This is a genomic window from Mumia sp. ZJ430 (assembly GCF_011751845.1).
GTDB lineage: Bacteria > Actinomycetota > Actinomycetes > Propionibacteriales > Nocardioidaceae > Mumia.
On the sequence record NZ_JAAHFK010000003.1, the window covers coordinates 121380 to 139008 of the forward strand.

The following is a 17629-nucleotide window of genomic DNA, read 5'->3' on the forward strand; positions in this document are numbered from 1 at the left end:
CTCGACTCAGAGTATTACGGCGAGAGTACGGAGACAAGACGCGCCGTGCCTCTCATGAGAGGCACGGCGCGTCTGCGTCCGTACGGGTGCGAGCGGACCTCAGCGGGTCAGGCCTGGGACACCGCTCAGCTTCTTGCCCGACTCAGCATGCTCGGTGAGCGCGTCGAGCAGGACGCCAGGCAGCGGGGACTTCGCGCTCTTCTCGGCGGATGCGCCTTCGATCCGCGCGTCGGCGACCTTCGGCTCCTCCGCCGCAGGGGCGGCTGCCTTCGGAGCGGCGGGGCGCTCGCCCGACCGGCTGGTCTGTGTCTCGGCGGCGGCCGTCTTGGCGCTCCGGGCGAGGTCGGAGCTCGGCGGCGCGAGGCGCGCGGCGACCTGAGGCGAGGCGACGTTCACATCGGCGAGCCCGGGGACACCGGGGACGCGTGCGGTGCTGGAGTGCTGCCAGATCGCCTGCTTGCGCCACGGTGCGGGTACGGTCGGGCGCCGCGTCTCGTAGTGCGCGACCCACAGGGGGTACTTCGCGAAGGGGATGGAGCCGCGGACGGACGCGTTCCAGAAGCCCGGACCGGTGTAAAGGAGCGGGCGTGTGCCCGTCATCCGCTCGACCGTCTGAAGCCAGCGCTTGGCCCAGTTGCGCAGGTGGGAGCGCGAGCGGCCGTCCGTGTCCTCGAGGTCGAGGACGAGCATCGGCTTGTCGACGCCCGTACGGCGGACCTGGTTCACGAAGTGGCGTGCCTGCGCGACGGCAGGGGTCCCCGGACGCGCGAAGTGGTAGTAGCCGGTGGCGAGGCCGGCACGCTGACTCGCACGGCCGTCGGTCTTGGCGTACTCGTTGACGAACGACCGCCCCTCGGTCGCCTTGATGAAGGCGTAGGTGTAGCCGGCCTTGCGGACCTTGGTGAAGTTGATCGCCCGGCCCCGCGGGTGCTGGTGCCCCGAGACATCGATGCCGCGTGCGACGCCGTTGCTGGACTTGTCGGCGGCCTTCGCGGACACCGCCTTGGTCGCGGACGCCGCGGATGCCACGGATGCTGCGGAGGTCTGGGCCGCGGGGGTCTGAGCCGGGACTTGCGCCGCCGAGGCGGGCGCCGAGGTGGCGAGGGTGGCGCCTACGAGTGAGGCGCCGACGGCGAGCACGACCACGGCTGCGTGGCGTGCCCGGCGTCGGAGGATAGGGGTGTTCATGGTGCTGCTCCTGTACCGGTCGGTCATGGCGTAGCGACCGGTCCGGAGCAGGCGGGATCGACCGAGCACAAGGGCTCGGTGAACATCGTGAGGACTGCCTCTTACGCGCCGGGGGTCGCACGTACGGCGCCCGGAAGCGGCGGATACCGCCGCCACCGGACGCACAGGAGCGGATGCTCGTCATCCCAGCGTCCACGCCCGCCCGGGGGTGCGGGGGACGCTACACGCAAGGCCACTGAGGGCCGTACTCCTTATCCGAGAGTGACATATCTGAACAAATCGGACAAATAGCACGTGCAACGCCAGCTGGCAGTGCGCCAGGACGAGCAGTGGCGCAGGTCAGCGCACGACAGCGACCGCGCACCGAGCGTGGTGCAGCAGGCTCTGGCTCACCGAGCCCAGCAGCATGCCCTCGAACGCGCCCCTCCCCCGCGAGCCGACCACGACGAGCGCGGCTGTCTCCGACGCATCGGCGAGCGCGACCGCAGCAGGAACCGTGATCGCCTCCTGCTGAACGCTCACCCCGGGGTAGCGGGCGGACAGGGGCGCCACCACGTCCGCGAGCACCCCCTCCGCGACCGCGATCTCGTCGCCGACGTTGGTCGGGATGTATCCCGAGAGGATCGCGGGGCTCGACGCCGACGTACGGAAGCCGTACACCACCGTCAGATCCACCCCCGTCGCAGCCGCATAGGCGAAGGCCCACTCCACGGCGGGGGCGGACTCGTCCGAACCGTCGGTGCCGACGACAACCCGGGTCGCCTGCGGTCGTGCAGGCTCCCTGATGACCACGACCGGAGAGTCGGCGTGGCGAGAGACGTGCTGGCTCACCGAGCCGACCACCAGACCCTCGATCGCCCCGTGGCCCTGACTCCCCAGCACGACGACGGACGCCTCCGACGAGAGCGCGATGAGCTCCTCGGACGCCTTTCCTACGCGCGTCTCGACCTCGTACGTCGTCGCGCCGGCCTCCGCCAGCACGGACTGGGCCTCCTGGACCAGGGTCGTCTCGACCTCGTCAGCGGCGTCGGAGCCCGCCAGGTCGTGCCCCAGCACGGCGACCGCTCTCACCGCCGCCCCGGTCGCCACCGCGTAAACACTCGCCCACCTGAGCGCGAGCGTCGCATCCTCCGAACCATCGATTCCGACCACGACCGGTCCCTGTGCATCAGCCATGCCCCCAGCATGGGGGGTAGCACCTCCCCCACGCATTTAGACTGGCCTTGTGACCATGACACCCACCGTGCTCGGCAGCGCCGCCGACGTCCGGTCCGTGCTGGGCGACCTCTCCGGGGTCGACCAGGTCGGGCTGGAGGCGCGCGCCGCCGCACTCGCGACCCGATCCATCAAGAAGGACGCCAAACGCACGGCGATCGACCTCGCGATCTCGATGGTCGACCTGACGACGCTCGAGGGGGCCGACACCCCCGGCAAGGTGCGGTCGCTGGCCGCGAAGGCTCTGCGCCCGGACCCGTCCGACCCGACCTGCCCGCAGGTCGCTGCTGTCTGCGTCTATCCCGACCTCGTCGCCGTCGCCCGCGAAGCCCTCGGCGACGCGCCTGTCGGCGTCGCGAGCGTCGCCACCGCGTTCCCGTCCGGACGCGCCGCGCTGCCGATCAAGATCGCTGACACCGAGAACGCCGTCGCCGCGGGTGCCAGTGAGATCGACATGGTCATCGACCGTGGCGCGTTCCTCGCCGGCGACCTGCTGAAGGTGTACGAGGAGATCGTCGCCGTCCGCGCGGCGTGCGAGCGTGGCGACGGCTCTCGCGCCCACCTCAAGGTGATCCTCGAGACCGGCGAGCTGGCGACGTACGACAACGTCCGTCGCGCGTCCTGGCTGGCGATGCTCGCCGGAGCCGACTTCATCAAGACCAGCACCGGCAAGGTCTCCCCTGCGGCGACGCTGCCGGTGACGCTGCTCATGCTCGAGGCGGTGCGTGACTTCCGCGACGCCTTTGGCGTGCAGGTGGGTGTCAAGCCCGCAGGCGGCATCCGGACGACCAAGGACGCCTTCAAATACCTCGTCACGGTCAACGAGACCGCAGGCGTCGACTGGATGACGCCAACCTGGTTCCGGTTCGGGGCGTCGAGCCTGCTCAACGACCTGCTCATGCAGCGCCAGAAGTTCGAGACCGGCCGTTATGCCGGACCCGACTACGTGACGATCGACTGAGGCACCGACATGGCTGACCACGCCGTACCCCCCACACCGCTCGACTACGCACCAGCACCCGAGTCGCGGGCCATCGTCGACCTCCAGCCCTCGTACGGGCTGTTCATCGACGGCTCCTTCACCGAAGGGATCGACGGCCGGACGTTCAAGACCGTCAACCCCGCGACCGAGGAGGTGCTCGCCGAGGTCACCGAGGCGACCGACGCCGACGTCGACGCCGCGGTCGCCGCCGCCCGCCGCGCCTTCCGCAGCTGGTCGCGGATGCCGGGCCGCGAGCGTGCGAAGTATCTCTACCGCATCGCCCGCATCCTCGCTGAGCGCAGCCGCGAGCTGGCCGTGCTGGAGTCGCTCGACAACGGCAAGCCGATCAAGGAGTCGCGCGACGTCGACATCCCGCTCGTGTCGCAGTGGTTCTTCTACTACGCCGGATGGGCCGACAAACTCGCGTACGCAGGGCTGGGCTCCCAGCCGCGCCCCCTCGGGGTCGCCGCCCAGGTGATCCCCTGGAACTTCCCGCTGCTGATGCTGTCGTGGAAGATCGCGCCCGCGCTCGCCGCCGGCAACACGGTCGTCCTCAAGCCCGCCGAGACCACGCCGCTGACCGCGCTCCTGTTCGCCGAGATCTGCCAGCAGGCCGACCTCCCGCCGGGCGTCGTCAACATCATCACCGGTGCCGGTGCGACCGGGCAGGCGCTCGTCACCCACCCCGACGTCGACAAGGTCGCGTTCACCGGGTCGACCGACGTCGGCCGCCAGATCGCGCGGTCGGTCGCCGGCACTGACAAGCGACTCACCCTCGAGCTCGGCGGCAAGGCCGCCAACATCGTCTTCGAGGACGCCCCGATGGACCAGGCGATCGAAGGCATCGTCTCCGGGATCTTCTTCAACCAGGGCCATGTGTGCTGTGCCGGCTCTCGGCTGCTGGTCCAGGAGAACGTGTACGACGACGTCATGGAGCGCCTCAAGCGCCGCATGACCACGCTGCGCGTCGGCGACCCCCTCGACAAGAACACCGACATCGGTGCCATCAACTCCCGCGAGCAGCTCGACCGCATCACCGCGCTCGCGAGCACCGGTGACGACGAGGGCGCCGAGCGCTGGTCGCCACCGTGCGAGCTCCCGACGTCGGGCTTCTGGTACGCGCCGACCGTCTTCACCGGCGTGACCCAGGCCCACCGCATCGCGCGCGAGGAGATCTTCGGCCCGGTGCTGTCCGTCCTCACGTTCCGGACGCCGGACGAGGCGGTCGCCAAGGCCAACAACACTCCGTACGGTCTGTCGGCGGGCGTCTGGACCGACAAGGGGTCGCGCATCCTCGCGATCGCCGACCGCCTCCGTGCCGGGGTCGTGTGGGCCAACACCTTCAACAAGTTCGACCCAGCCTCGCCGTTCGGCGGATACAAGGAGTCCGGCTACGGCCGCGAGGGCGGGCGCCAGGGCCTCGCCGCGTACCTCACGAGCGCAGACCTTCAGGAGGGCGAGACCGCATGAGCCGGCTCGACGTACGCAAGACGTACAAGCTCTACATCGGCGGGGCGTTCCCCCGCTCCGAGTCCGGCCACACGTACGAGGTGACCGACACCCAGGGCCGCTTCCTGGCCAACGCGGCCAAGGCCTCGCGCAAGGACGCCCGCGACGCCGTCGTGGCGGCCCGCAAGGCCTTCGGCGGCTGGGCAGGGCGCACCCCGTACAACCGAGGCCAGATCCTCTACCGCGTCGCCGAGATGATCGAGGGACGCCACGACCAGTTCACGTCCGACGTCGTCGCCGCCGAGGGGCGGACCAAGGCGCAGGCGGCCAAGGTCGTCGACGCCGCGATCGACCGGTGGGTCTGGTACGCGGGGTGGGCCGACAAGCTCGCCCAGGTCACCGGCAACGCCAACCAGGTCGCCGGGCCGTACTTCAACCTCTCCTCCCCCGAACCGACCGGCGTCGTCGCCGTGGCCGCACCCGCCGACGACAGCCTGCTCGGCCTGGTGTCGGTGCTCGCACCGGTGATCGTCTCCGGCAACACCGCCGTCGTCGTCACCTCGTGCGAGCGGCCGCTCGCCGCCGTCACGCTCTCCGAGGTCCTCGCGACCTCCGACGTGCCCGGCGGCGTGGTGAACGTCCTCACCGGCGACGTCACCGAGCTCGGGCCCTGGCTCGCGGCACACCTCGACGTCAACGCGCTCGACCTGACCGGGGTCGACGACCACGACCTCGCCACCGAGCTCGAGGCCGAGGCCGCGATCAACCTGAAGCGCGTGCTGCGCCCCAGCAGCCCTGACTGGACGGCCGAGCCGTCGATCGCCCGCATGACGGCCTTCCTCGAGACGAAGACCGTGTGGCACCCCGTGGGCGTGTGAGCACCCCCGTCGGTGTCGTCGTCCTGTCCGGTCCGTCCGGCTCCGGCAAGTCCCGGGTCGCCGAGCGCAGCGGGCTGCCCGTGGTCAGGCTCGACGACTTCTACCGCGAGGCAGGCGACCCGGGCCTGCCCACGATCACGTTCGGCGAGACCGAGGTCGTCGATTGGGACGACCTCCGGTCGTGGGACGCCGAGGCGGCGTGCGATGCCCTCGAGACGCTGTGCACCACCGGCACGGTCGACGTGCCGGTGTACGACATCTCTCTGAGCCGTCGCACGGGTTGGCACACGCTCATCCTCGGCGACGCCACCATGGTCGTCGCCGAGGGACTCTTCGCGCACGTCATCGTCGCCGAGCTCGCCCGGCGTGGGTTGCTCGTCGACGCGCTGTGTGTCCGCCACCACCGGCTCGTCACGTTCGTCCTGCGACTGGCGCGCGACCTGCGCGAGAAGCGCAAGTCGCTGCCTGTGCTGCTGCGCCGCGGCCTGCACCTCACGCGCGAGGAGCCGGCCGTGGTCGCGCTCGCGGAGGAGCACGGCTGCCGGCCCGTCACGCCCCGCCAGGCCGAGCGCCGGATCGCGGCGCTCGGCGGCGTCAGTGGCGCGAACGCAGGGCGTTGACGAACACGTCCGCGATCTCGCCCGGCTGGCGCGCCAGGTAGACCTGCCCGCCGGTCGCCTTCGCGATCTCCTGCAACGAGAACGCGTCGGCGTCCTCGGTGATGCCGATCGCGATCACGACGACGGGGCGCGCCGGGTCGCGCTCGCGCTTGAGCGTCTCGACGAGCTTGGCGCGCGAGATGCTCCCCGGGTCGTCGTTGCGCCCGCCCGTGAGGATGATCACCGAGTTGACGGCCTTCGGGTCGTACCGCGCCTGCACGGTCCGGTAGGCCGCCAGCGTCGTGTCGTACAGGCCCGTGCGGCCACCGACGAGCTTGCGGAGCGACTTCGTCTGCTGCACCACGATGTCGCGCTGGTTCTTGCCCCCCGTGGTGGCGGTGAGCGGCCTGATGGGAGCGAGCTCCTTCCAGTCCTTCTTGCCGTCGAGCTTGCGCGAGAAGGCCCACGACCCGAGCGACCACGAGTCGGGCATCAGCCCGAGCCCGGTCAGCGCGGCCGCCGTGGTCAGCCCCATGCGGGTCGAATCGCCGGCACGCTCCCCCATCGGCTCGGACACGTCGATCACGGCGAGCGCCCGCGCCGGGAGGGCGATCAAGGACCAGCGCCGCAGGGTGTCGGCGATGACGGCTGGGTCCTCGATCGTCATCGACGCGAAGGAGCCGATCGCGCTGCCCTCGGAGAGCGGCTCGCCGGACGGGGCTCGGAACCCGGCCTTCTCGAGCGAGGCGAGGCCCTTCGCCGACGTCAGCGCGGCCGCGAGCGCCTTCGCCGCGGCCTCGTGGGCCGGATCGCCCGAGACGAGGGCCAACGGATAGCCGAGCGCGAAGCTCCCCTCCCCCGGCAGCACCGGCACGAAGGAGTCGGCGGCCGCCGACGCGTTGAAGACCTGCTCGCTGACGACAGTGCTCCCGCCGGACTTCGCGGTCGTGTCGAGCAGCCCCGCGGGGTCGGCCGTCGCGGGGTTGCCGGACTGCCTCTGGGCCAGCGTCACCTGTGCCGAGCTGACGGTGTCGAACGCCGCCGGCGTCAGGCTGCTCCCTGCCTCTGCATGCGCGGCGAGCAGCGGGGCCGTTGCGGTCGCGGTCGACAGCGGGTCACCGATGGTGAACCCGGGGTTGGTGAGCACCTGGAGCCACTTCGAGGGCGGATCGCCGCCGCTCTTCGGCCACGCGAGGACGACAGGCGAGGTCGCCACCGAGCGGACGAGCGTACGCGGAGCCTCGACCCCTTCGACGAGCTGGCCGGCGACGCGCGTCAGCCACACGCTCGAGTCGGGCATCCAGACGTCGGGTGCCCCGTCGTCGAGCGTGACCGCCTGCGAGGTGAGCGCGGGTTGTTCGGCGAGGACCTCGTACGACACGCACCTGTCGGTGTCGGCGCGCTCGGTCGCGGCTTCGACGATCGGCGCGAGCTCCGGGGTGACCGCGACCCGCACCGGGGCCGTCTTCGCGCAGTCGGCGGCCGCTGGCTCGTCATCGTCTCGCAGCACGAGGAAGCCGACGACCAGGACCACCACCACTGCGAAGCCGATCGCGTACGTCATCGGTCGGTTGTCGGCGCCGTCCTTGGCGTCCGCATGACGTCCTGCCATTGGTCCTTGCTCCTACCCGAGGGCCTAGGCGCCACACCGACGGCGCTGCGCCGCCCGTGCGAACGGACGGCGCGACGCCGGGTGAGCGGAGTGTGAGTGTGTCACCCTCGGGCTTCGAGGGCGTTGACGAACACCTTCGGGATCTCTGAAGCCTCCCGCGCGATGTAGGCCTGGCCCCCCGTGGCCTTCGCGATCTTGTTGAGGGCGTCCTCGTCGGCGTCCTCGGTGATCCCGATCGCGATGACGGTGACCGGACGCGCCGGGTCACGCTCGCGCTGGATCGTGGCAAGGAGCTCGGACTGGGACAGGCTGTCTGAGTCCTCGTTCTTGCCGTCAGTGAGGATGATGACCGAGTTGATCGACTTCGGGTCGTACTGCGCCTGGACGGTGCGCCAGGCCGCGAGAACCGTGTCGTACAGACCCGTGCCGCCGCCGACCAGCGTCCCCATCTGCTTGATCTTCTCGACGACCAGGTCGCGGTGCTTGACCCCGCCGTCGACCGAGCCGAGCTTGCGGATCGGGGCGAGCTTCTTCCAGTCCTGCTCGCCGTCGAGCTTGTGCGAGAACGCCCACGAGCCGACGGCCCACGAGTCGGGCATCAGGGAGAGCCCTGTCAGCCCCGCCTCGATGGTCAGGCCCATGCGAGTGGAGTCGCCGACCTGCGCCTCCATCGAGCCCGACACGTCGATCACGGCGACGGTCTGCGCGGGAAGCGCGATGACCGACCACTTGCGTAGGGTCTGCGCGACGAGCTGCGGGTTGTCGAGCGCGATCGGGGTGAACTGGCCGACGCCCTTGCCCTCCGGCAACGGCTCACCCGACGGCTTGCGGAAGCCCGCCTCGGTCAGACCCTTGACACCGTCGGCGGACCCGAGGGCCGACGTGAGCGCCTTTGCGGCGCGGGCGTTGCCGGGGTTGTCGGACGCGGCGGCGAGCGGGTAGTCGAGGACCAGGCTGCCGGTCTTGGGGATCACGGCGACGAACTCGGCGCTGCCCGGGACGGCGCTGAACGTCTGCTCGCTCACGACCGTGCTGCCACCGGCCTTCGCGACGTCGGCGAGCAGCTCGGCAGGGTTGGTCTTGGGTGCAGCAGCCGACTGGCGCTGCGCCAGCGTGACCAACGCGGCCCCGACGGTCTCGGCGCTCGTGAGCCCCTTCGCTGCCTCAGCCTGCGCAGCGAGGAGCGGCACGGTGGCCTGCGTCGTCGCGAGCGCGTCACCGTTGGTGAACTTCGGGTCGGACATCGCCTGGAGCCAGGTGTCGGGGCGTCCCGGCCCGCCCTTCGGGAGAGCGAGCACGACGGGTGATGTCGCCACGGACTTCGTGACGACCTCCGGACCAGCAGCACCCTCGGGCTGCTGCGCGGTGACGCGCGCGAGCCAGAGCGTCGAGTCCGGGATCCACAGATCTGGCGCTCCCTCACCGATCGCGAGCGACTGCGCGACGAGAGCCGGGGCCTGCGCCTCGACCGTGTACGCCGCGCAGGCGTCCTCGCCGACACGCTCGACCGCCGCCTCAACGACCGGCGCGATCTCGGGCGCGACGGCGACGGACACGTCGTGCGTCGTCGCGCACGACGCAGCGGCCGGGGCCTCTTTGTCCCTCAGGACGAAGACCCCGGTGAGGATCGTGGCGATGACAACGAGTCCGATGCCGTACTGCCACTTATGGCCGGCCTCGTTCTCCTTGGCAATGGCGTGACGCCCGCCCATGGATTCTCCCTACTTCGTGGCATGTTTCACACGCGGCTGCGCACAAGGTAGCAGAGTCCGGAAAGGGCTATATAGCATAACCCGGCTTGATCGCATCTTGGATGAGCGCGAGCCGCTGGTCGAAGGGGAGGAACGCGCTCTTCATCGCGTTCACCGTGAACCACCGGAGATCGTCCAGATCGTAGCCGAACGCCTCCACGAGAAGCGACATCTCTCGGGTCATGGACGTCTGGCTCATCAGCCGGTTGTCGGTGTTGACGGTGACGCGAAAACCCAGCGACGCGAGCGTGCCGATGGGGTGCTCGGCGATCGACGGCGCCGCCCCTGTCTGGACATTCGACGACGGGCACAGCTCGAGCGGGATGCGCTTGTCACGCACGTACGCGGCAAGCAGACCGAGGCGTGGCTCGTCCGGATCGGTGAGGTCGATGTCGTCGATGATCCGGACACCGTGACCGAGCCGGTCGGTGCCGCACCACTGGATGGCCTGCCAGATCGACGGCAGCCCGAACGCCTCGCCGGCGTGGATGGTGAAGTGCGCGTTCTCGCGGTGGAGGTACTCGAACGCGTCGAGGTGCCTGGTGGGCGGGTAGCCGGCCTCGGCGCCGGCGATGTCGAAGCCGACGACGCCGCGGTCGCGGTACGCCACGGCGAGCTCGGCGATCTCGAGCGAGCGCGCCTGGTGCCGCATCGCGGTGAGGATCTGGCGCGCGTGAATCGTCCGTCCGCGCCTCGCGGCCTCGGCCGTCCCCTGCACGAACCCCTCGCGCACGGCGTCCACGGCGCCGGTCAGCGTGAGGCCCTCGCGGAGGTGCTGCTCAGGAGCCCACCGCACCTCCGCGTACACGACGCCGTCGTCGGCAAGGTCCTCGACGCACTCGCGGGCGACCCGTACGAGGTCGTCGGTCGTCTGCATCACGCCGACGGTGTGCTCGAACGTCTCCAGGTAGCGCACAAGGCTCCCCGACGTCGCGGCGGCGGCGAACCAGTCACCGAGCTCTCCCGGATCGACGACCGGCAGCGCGTGCCCCGTCCGCGTGGCGATCTCCGCGACGGTCTCCGGGCGCACGCCCCCGTCGAGATGGTCGTGCAAGAGGACCTTCGGGACGCGCGCGATCTGCTCGGGGCTCACCATCGGCCCAGCCTAGTGCGGCGCTCAGACGATGCGCTCGAGCACCGGGGACGTACGAGGCTCGGGTGCGGCGTCCACCACGTCGTAGCCGCCGTCGAGCGCAGCGAGCGCCCTCGCGAACCGCTCAGGAGTGTCCGTGTGCAGCGTCATCAACGGCTGGCCCGTACGGACACGGTCTCCTGGTCGTACGTGCAGCTCGACCCCGGCGCCGGCCTGGACCGACTCGCCAGGACGCGAGCGGCCCGCGCCGAGGCGCCACGCCGCGAGCCCGACCGCCATCGCGTCGACGCGGCCCACGTAGCCGTCACGGTCGGCGGCGACGACCTGGATGTCGGAGGCGTGCGGCAGCTCCGCGTCAGGGTCGCCGCCCTGCGCGGCGATCATGCGGCGCCACACGTCCATCGCACGGCCGGAGGCGAGCGCGTCCGCGGGATCGACGTCCTCGCGCCCGGCGGCCGAGAGCATCTCGCGGGCGAGCGCGAGCGTCAGCTCGACGACGTCGGCGGGACCGCCGCCTGCGAGCACCTCGACGGACTCGGCGACCTCGAGCGCGTTGCCGGCGGTCATCCCGAGCGGCGTCGACATGTCCGTGACGAGCGCGCGGGTGTCCACGCCGGCAGACGTGCCGAGCGCCACCATCGTGCGAGCGAGCTCGCGGGCGGCGTCGAGGTCCTTCATGAACGCGCCCGACCCGACCTTGACGTCCAGCACGAGCGCGCCGGTGCCTTCGGCGATCTTCTTGCTCATGATCGAGCTCGCGATCAGCGGGATCGACTCGACCGTGCCCGTAACGTCACGCAGCGCGTACAGCTTCTTGTCCGCGGGAGCGAGCCCTGAGCCGGCGGCGCAGATCACCGCGCCGACGTCCTCGAGCTGACGCATCATCTCGTCGTTCGACAGGTCGGCGCGCCACCCCGGGATCGACTCGAGCTTGTCGAGCGTCCCGCCGGTGTGCCCGAGCCCACGGCCCGACAGCTGCGGCACCGCGACGCCGCAGGCGGCGACCAGCGGCGCCAGCGGGAGCGTGATCTTGTCACCGACCCCGCCCGTCGAGTGCTTGTCGGCCGTCGGCCACGAGAGCCCGGAGAAGTCCATCCGCTCACCACTGCGGATCATCGCGTCGGTCCAGCGGGCGACCTCGGCGAACTCCATGCCGTTGAGCACGATCGCCATCGCCAGCGACGCCATCTGGACGTCGGCCACCTCGCCGGACGTGTAGCCGTCGACGACCCAGTCGATCTGCGAACCGGACAGCGCGTGCCCGTCACGCTTCGCCGCGATCACCTCGACAGCGTCGTGCCTGCCCATGCTCATGCGGCCTCTCCTAGATCGATCTCGACACCTTCGAACCCACGCAGCACCCAGGTCGGGCGGCGTGGTGCAACTCCGTTCAGCGCGAGCCGCGGGAACCGCTCGAGCAGCCGGCCCAGCGAGATCTCGAGCTCCATCCGTGCCAGCGGCGCGCCGAGGCAGAAGTGCAGTCCCATCCCGAACCCGACGTGCGGGTTGGGGTCGCGCGACACGTCGAACGCGTCGGGCTCGGCGAACACCGCGGCGTCACGGTTGGCCGAGCCCATCAGGCAGGCCACCTTCTCGCCCGTACGGACCGTGGTGCCCGCGATCTCGACGTCCGCCGTCGCCGTACGCTCGAACAGCTGCAGCGGCGCGTCGTAGCGGATCAGCTCCTCGAGCGCCATCGCGACCGACACCTCGCCGGACAGCACGCGGTCGCGCTGTGCCGGGTGGGACAGCAACGCGTGGACACCGTTGCCGAAGACGTTGACCGAGGCCTCGTGGCCGGCGTTGAGCAGCAGCACGACCGTCGCCACCAGCTCGTCCTCGCTCAGGCGGGCGGCGCCGCCGGACTCCGTGTCGCGCTCGGCGATCAGGTCGGTCAGCAGGTCATCACCGCGGATACCGCGGGCCATCTGCGCCTTGCGCTCCGCGACGAGCGCGGCGACGTACTCGCTGAACGCGACGCTCGCCGTGATCGCCTCGCGCTTGGTCTCCTCGCCGACGCCCTGCTCGTACATGTGGACGATGCCCTGCGACCACGTCCGCAGCTGGGCGTGGTCGTCGCCAGGGACGCCGAGGAGGTCGCAGATGACGTACACCGGGAGCGGCTCCGCATAGTCGCCGAGGATGTCGGCCGTGCCCGAGAGTCCGTCGAGCAGCCGTGCGGTGAGCGCCTCGACGCGCGGGCGCATCCGCTCGACGTGGCCGCGCCCGAACGCGCCCGCGACCAGACGGCGCAGCCGCGTGTGGGCCGGCGGCTCGTTCTCCATCATCTGGTTGCGATGGAGCGCGTTGAACGGCTCCATGTCGTCGGTCGGCTCCCAGTCGGTCCAGATCCGTCCGAGCCGCCGCTTGCGAAGCGTCTGGCTGACCGCGTCGTGCGTGGTCGCGAGCCACCGCTGGGTCGGCTCGTGCCACAGCATCGGGCCCGCAGCGCGCAGCTCGGCGAGCACCGGGTACGGGTCGGCGACGAAGGCGGGATCGCTCAGGTCGACATCGATCTTCACGGGTTCATCATCGCTCGCAACTCTCAGGACCGGGCCGCGAGGTCTTCGTCGTCGAACGCGTCGGGCAATACCTCGGTCATCGGTACGACGCCGCGGACGGTGCGCAGCAGCATCTGCGGACCACCGTTCTCCCAGAGAAGCTGGCGACAGCGACCGCACGGCATCACCGGCTGCTCGGCGCCGTTCACGCACGCGACCGCGACGAGCCGGCCACCGCCCGTGGAGTGCAGCGACGACACCATGCCGCACTCGGCGCACAGCGCGACGCCGTACGCGGCGTTCTCGACGTTGCAGCCGACGACCACACGGCCGTCTTCGGTGAGGCCCGCGGCACCGACGCGATAGTGCGAGTACGGGGCGTACGCGCGCCGCATGACCTCGACCGCCGCGTCGTGGAGGACCTCCCAGTCGACGTCGCCCCCGCCCCCGCCGGTCGAGCCTGTCGAGACCCCGCTCATCCGGCTTGGCCCTTGCGATAGGGCTTGCCGTCGGCCGCGGGCATGCGGAGACGTTGCGTCCCGAGTGCGAGCACGAGCAGCGTCGCGACGTACGGGGTCATGCCGGCGAACTCACGCGGCACCTCGTCGCTGAGCAGGTACCACACCAGGAAGCCCACGCCCACGGCGCCGAACAGGATCGCGTTCTTGCGGTCGCCCTTGCGCAGGCGCAGCAGCATGAAGACGAGCAGCAGGACCGCCACAAGGAGCAGCAGCGCGTGCACGGCGGCGGCGTTGCGCAGCTGCATCGCGTCGGTGTAGCCGAACATCGTCGCCGCACCTGCGGCACCGAACGGCCGCCAGTTGCCGAAGATCATCGCCGCGAGGCCGATGTAGCCACGTCCGCCGGTCTGCCCGGTGACGAAGCCGCTGGACGAGACCAGCACCAGCATGTAGCCGCCGAGTCCGGCGAAGACGCCGGAGATGATGACCGCAATGTACTTGAACAGATAGACGTTGACGCCCAGCGTCTCGGCAGCCTGCGGGTTCTCGCCGCACGAGCGCAGCCGCAGACCGAACGTCGTCTTCCAGAGGATCCACGAGGTGAACACGACCAGCGCCGCGACCAGGTAGACCATGATCGACATGTTGCGGGTGAGCGCCGCGACCACGGCCGCGAGGTCGGAGATCACGAACCAGTGCTTCTCCGCGAGGTCGGCAGCAGCCTCCCCGAGCCAGGGGATCTCGACCTTCGGTGGGGTCGACAGACCCGTCAGCTGCTTGATGCCGCCGCCGTCGAGATCACGGAAGTACGCCTCGGCGAGGAACGCGACCGCGCCGGCGCCGATGATGTTGAGCGCCACGCCGGAGACGATGTGGTCGACGCCGAACGTGACGGTCGCGATCGCGTGGAGGATGCCGCCGAGGGCGCCCATCAGAGCGGCGCCGATCAGGCCGACCCACGGACCGTAGAAGTAGGTGAAGTAGGCGGCGCCCCAGGTCCCGAGGATCATCTGGCCCTCGAGGCCGATGTTGACGATGCCGGCACGCTCGGCCCACAGACCGCCGAGCGCGGCGAGCAGGATCGGGCACGTGGCGATCAGCGCGGCCTGGATCGTCCCGACCGAGTCGATCTCGTGGGCGCCGCTGATGAGGCGGACGGACGCGACGAGCGCGAGGAAGCCGAACGTGACCACGAGCCAGCGGTAGGAGCGTCCGAGCGACGCGGACGGGGACGGCGGCGGCGGGGGCGCCGTCTCGGTGACCACGGTGCTCATGCCGAGACCTCCTCAGGGGTCGCGTCGGGACGGGGTGCCTGAGCCACCTGCCGCTCCTCGGCGCGGACGCGATAGCGGCGCACGAGCTCGTAGGCGATGACGACTGCGAGCACGATGATGCCCTGGGTGATCTGGATGACCTCGACGGAGATGCCGGCCTCGATGGTGAGGCGGTTCGACTGCTCGTTGAGGAACGCGAACAGCAGCGCGGCGAACGCGATCGGGAGCGCACGGTTGCGTCCGAGCAGCGCGACGGCGATGCCGGTGAAGCCGAGTCCGAGCTGGAAGGTGGTGCCGTAGTAGTGCGCGCTGCCGAACAGCGACGGCATCCAGATGAGGCCCGCGATGCCACCGGAGATGAGCAGCGTCAGCATCGTCATCTTCTTGGTGTTGACGCCGCTGGCCACCGCCGCCGACTCCGACTGGCCGGTCGCACGCAGGTCGAAGCCGAAGCGGGTCTTGTTGAGGACGAGCCAGAACGCGATGCCCGCGAAGACGGCGAGCAGCCCCAGGGTCCAGACCTCCCCGGAGGCCTTCTCGAACGGCTGCCAGCCGGGGACCTGGCTGGACTCCGGGATCTCGGTCGTACGACGCGAGTCGCCGGCCTTGAACCCATACGTGTTGAGGAGGTAGCCCGTGATGGTCACCGCGATCGCGTTGAGCATGATCGTCGAGATGACCTCGCTCACCCCGCGGGTGACCTTCAGCAGGCCTGCGATGCCCGCCCACGCGGCGCCGGCCGCGACCGCGACGAGCAGCGAGCCGAGCACGTTGAGGGCGCCGGGCAGCAGCGCCGCCCCGGCGAACACGGCTCCGGCGTACGCGGCCATGCGGTACTGGCCCTCGACACCGATGTTGAAGAGGTTCATCCGGAAGCCCACCGCGGCAGCGAGCGCGGAGAGGTAGATCAACGACGACTGGTTGGCGATGTTGACCAGGATCCGGTCAGCGGGCCACGAGAAGATGATCCCGATGAAGTCCGAGGCCGAGCCTCCGGAGATCTCGATGACCAGGCTCGTGACAGCCAGCGAGAACGCGATCGCGAGCAGCGGCGCGGCGATCGCGATGCCCACGTTGCGCAGCTGGTTCATGCTTCCTCCTGTCCGCCCGTCATGGCCTCACCGAGGTCCTGCGGGGTGACGGTTTGCGGGTCGAACGAGCCGACGATGCGACCGCGGAGGATGACCTCGATGCGGTCGGACAGGCCGATGAGCTCGTCGAGGTCTGCCGAGATGAGCAGGACGGCGAGCCCGGCGCGTCGGGCGTCCTTGATCTGGTCCCAGATCGCCGCCTGCGCGCCGACGTCGACGCCGCGGGTCGGATGGGCCGCGATCAGCAGGCTGGGCTTGCCCGACAGCTCGCGCCCGACGATGAACTTCTGCTGGTTGCCGCCCGACAGCGCGCGCGCCATGGTGTCGATGCCGGGTGTGCGGACGTCGTACTGCTCGACGATCCGCTCGGAGTCGCGGCGGGCGCCGCCGCGGTTGATCCATCCGCCCTTGACGGCGACGTCCTCGTACGCGTGGCCGAGGATGCGGTTCTCCCACAACGGGGAGTCGAGCAGGAGCCCGTGCCGGTGCCGGTCCTCAGGGATGTAGCCGATCCCGGCGGCGCGACGGCGACGGGTGGCCCACTGCGAGATGTCGGTGTCGCCGAGCTCCACCTCGCCCGTCGTGGGCCGCATCGCGAGGATCCCCTCGACGAGCTCTGTCTGGCCGTTGCCCTCGACGCCGGCGATGCCGAGGACCTCGCCGCGGTGGATCTCGAGGTCGATGCTGTCGAGCACCGTACGGCCGAACTCGTCGACCATCGTGAGGTCGCTGACGCGCAGCTCGACGACGTCGGTGACCGTCGACTCCTCGGTCTCGGGCGACGGCAGCTCAGAGCCGACCATGAGCTCGGCGAGCTGGCGCTTGGTGACCTGCTTGGGGTCGGGGCTGCCGACCGTGGTGCCGCGTCGCATCACCGTGATCGCATCGGCGATCGCGAGCACCTCGTCGAGCTTGTGCGAGATGAACAGGAGCGTGTGCCCCTGGGCCTTGAGACCCTCGAGGTTGGCGAAGAGCGCCTCCACCTCCTGCGGGACGAGGACCGCCGTCGGCTCGTCGAGGATGATGATCTTGGCGCCGCGGTAGAGGACCTTGAGGATCTCCAACCGTTGGCGCGCGGCGACGCCGAGTGCCTCGACCAGCACGTCGGGGTCGAGGTTGAACCCGAACCGGTGCGAGATCTCCCGGACCTGCTCACGGGCCTTCGCGCCGGTGCCGTACAGCTTCTCGGCGCCGAGAACGACGTTCTCGAGCACCGTGAGGTTGTCGGCGAGCATGAAGTGCTGGAACACCATGCCGATGCCGCGCGCGATCGCGTCGGACGGGCTGGCGAACTCGACCTTCTCACCGTCGATGGTGATGGTCCCGCCGTCAGGCTTCTGCACCCCGTACAGGATCTTCATCAGCGTCGACTTGCCGGCCCCGTTCTCGCCGACGAGCGCGTGGACCGTTCCGGGTGCGATGCGCAGGTTGACGTCGTCGTTCGCGATCACACCGGGGAATCGCTTCTCGATCCCCTCGAGCTCCACCGCGGAGGTCGTCATCGTGCTCCTTCTGAGTACCGATCGAGAGGCGTG

At 70.3% G+C, this 17629-nt stretch carries 15 protein-coding genes; 4 read left to right on the forward strand and 11 right to left on the reverse strand.

The window, feature by feature from the left end; genetic code table 11:
* Window positions 1-99: 99 nt before the first annotated feature.
* Together HCT63_RS12770 and HCT63_RS12775 are read right to left on the reverse strand one after the other, a co-directional pair.
* On the reverse strand, window positions 100-1188 hold the full coding sequence (locus HCT63_RS12770; RefSeq protein ID WP_167005321.1) for a glycoside hydrolase family 25 protein: 1089 nt from the start codon (window positions 1186-1188) through the stop codon (window positions 100-102).
* Window positions 1189-1527: 339 nt separating this feature from the next.
* Window positions 1528-2364, reverse strand: a complete 837-nt coding sequence (locus HCT63_RS12775; RefSeq protein WP_167005324.1) for a universal stress protein — start codon at window positions 2362-2364, stop codon at window positions 1528-1530.
* Between the two features lie 55 nt (window positions 2365-2419).
* Between HCT63_RS12775 and deoC the strand changes: the two genes are divergently transcribed.
* Genes deoC through HCT63_RS12795 form a run of 4 tightly spaced genes read left to right on the forward strand, consistent with a single transcriptional unit; the run spans window position 2420 to window position 6332 of the window.
* Complete coding sequence (gene deoC / locus HCT63_RS12780) at window positions 2420-3364, forward strand: deoxyribose-phosphate aldolase (protein WP_167007076.1); 945 nt, start codon at window positions 2420-2422, stop codon at window positions 3362-3364.
* A gap of 9 nt (window positions 3365-3373) precedes the next feature.
* Window positions 3374-4855 (forward strand): aldehyde dehydrogenase family protein, encoded by a 1482-nt coding sequence (locus HCT63_RS12785; RefSeq protein WP_167005327.1) that lies wholly within the window; start codon window positions 3374-3376, stop codon window positions 4853-4855.
* Window positions 4852-5712, forward strand: a complete 861-nt coding sequence (locus HCT63_RS12790; RefSeq protein ID WP_167005330.1) for an aldehyde dehydrogenase family protein — start codon at window positions 4852-4854, stop codon at window positions 5710-5712. The genes HCT63_RS12785 and HCT63_RS12790 overlap by 4 nt, the downstream gene beginning before the upstream one ends.
* Window positions 5709-6332, forward strand: coding sequence for an ATP-binding protein (locus HCT63_RS12795; protein WP_167005333.1), 624 nt, complete (start codon window positions 5709-5711; stop codon window positions 6330-6332). The genes HCT63_RS12790 and HCT63_RS12795 overlap by 4 nt, the downstream gene beginning before the upstream one ends.
* On the opposite strand, the gene HCT63_RS12800 is transcribed toward HCT63_RS12795, so the two are convergent.
* The 9 genes from HCT63_RS12800 to HCT63_RS12840 all read right to left on the reverse strand — a co-directional run bounded on the left by HCT63_RS12800 (window position 6307) and on the right by HCT63_RS12840 (window position 17596).
* Window positions 6307-7923 (reverse strand): substrate-binding domain-containing protein, encoded by a 1617-nt coding sequence (locus HCT63_RS12800; protein ID WP_167005336.1) that lies wholly within the window; start codon window positions 7921-7923, stop codon window positions 6307-6309. The two genes, HCT63_RS12795 and HCT63_RS12800, sit on opposite strands and share 26 nt — an antisense overlap.
* 101 nt (window positions 7924-8024) lie before the next feature.
* Window positions 8025-9635, reverse strand: coding sequence for a substrate-binding and VWA domain-containing protein (locus HCT63_RS12805; RefSeq protein ID WP_167005339.1), 1611 nt, complete (start codon window positions 9633-9635; stop codon window positions 8025-8027).
* A 67-nt stretch (window positions 9636-9702) separates the two neighbouring features.
* Complete coding sequence (locus tag HCT63_RS12810) at window positions 9703-10770, reverse strand: adenosine deaminase (protein ID WP_167005342.1); 1068 nt, start codon at window positions 10768-10770, stop codon at window positions 9703-9705.
* Window positions 10771-10791: 21 nt separating this feature from the next.
* Window positions 10792-12075 (reverse strand): thymidine phosphorylase, encoded by a 1284-nt coding sequence (locus HCT63_RS12815; protein WP_167007079.1) that lies wholly within the window; start codon window positions 12073-12075, stop codon window positions 10792-10794.
* A gap of 2 nt (window positions 12076-12077) precedes the next feature.
* Window positions 12078-13289: a cytochrome P450 gene (locus tag HCT63_RS12820; protein WP_243843022.1), complete on the reverse strand. Its 1212-nt coding sequence runs from the start codon at window positions 13287-13289 to the stop codon at window positions 12078-12080.
* A gap of 23 nt (window positions 13290-13312) precedes the next feature.
* Window positions 13313-13747: a cytidine deaminase gene (locus tag HCT63_RS12825; protein ID WP_167005345.1), complete on the reverse strand. Its 435-nt coding sequence runs from the start codon at window positions 13745-13747 to the stop codon at window positions 13313-13315.
* On the reverse strand, window positions 13744-15003 hold the full coding sequence (locus HCT63_RS12830) for an ABC transporter permease (protein WP_167005348.1): 1260 nt from the start codon (window positions 15001-15003) through the stop codon (window positions 13744-13746). Before HCT63_RS12830 ends, HCT63_RS12825 begins: the two co-directional genes overlap by 4 nt.
* Complete coding sequence (locus tag HCT63_RS12835; protein WP_167005351.1) at window positions 15000-16094, reverse strand: ABC transporter permease; 1095 nt, start codon at window positions 16092-16094, stop codon at window positions 15000-15002. Before HCT63_RS12835 ends, HCT63_RS12830 begins: the two co-directional genes overlap by 4 nt.
* Complete coding sequence (locus HCT63_RS12840; RefSeq protein WP_167005354.1) at window positions 16091-17596, reverse strand: ABC transporter ATP-binding protein; 1506 nt, start codon at window positions 17594-17596, stop codon at window positions 16091-16093. The genes HCT63_RS12835 and HCT63_RS12840 overlap by 4 nt, the downstream gene beginning before the upstream one ends.
* Window positions 17597-17629: the final 33 nt, after the last annotated feature.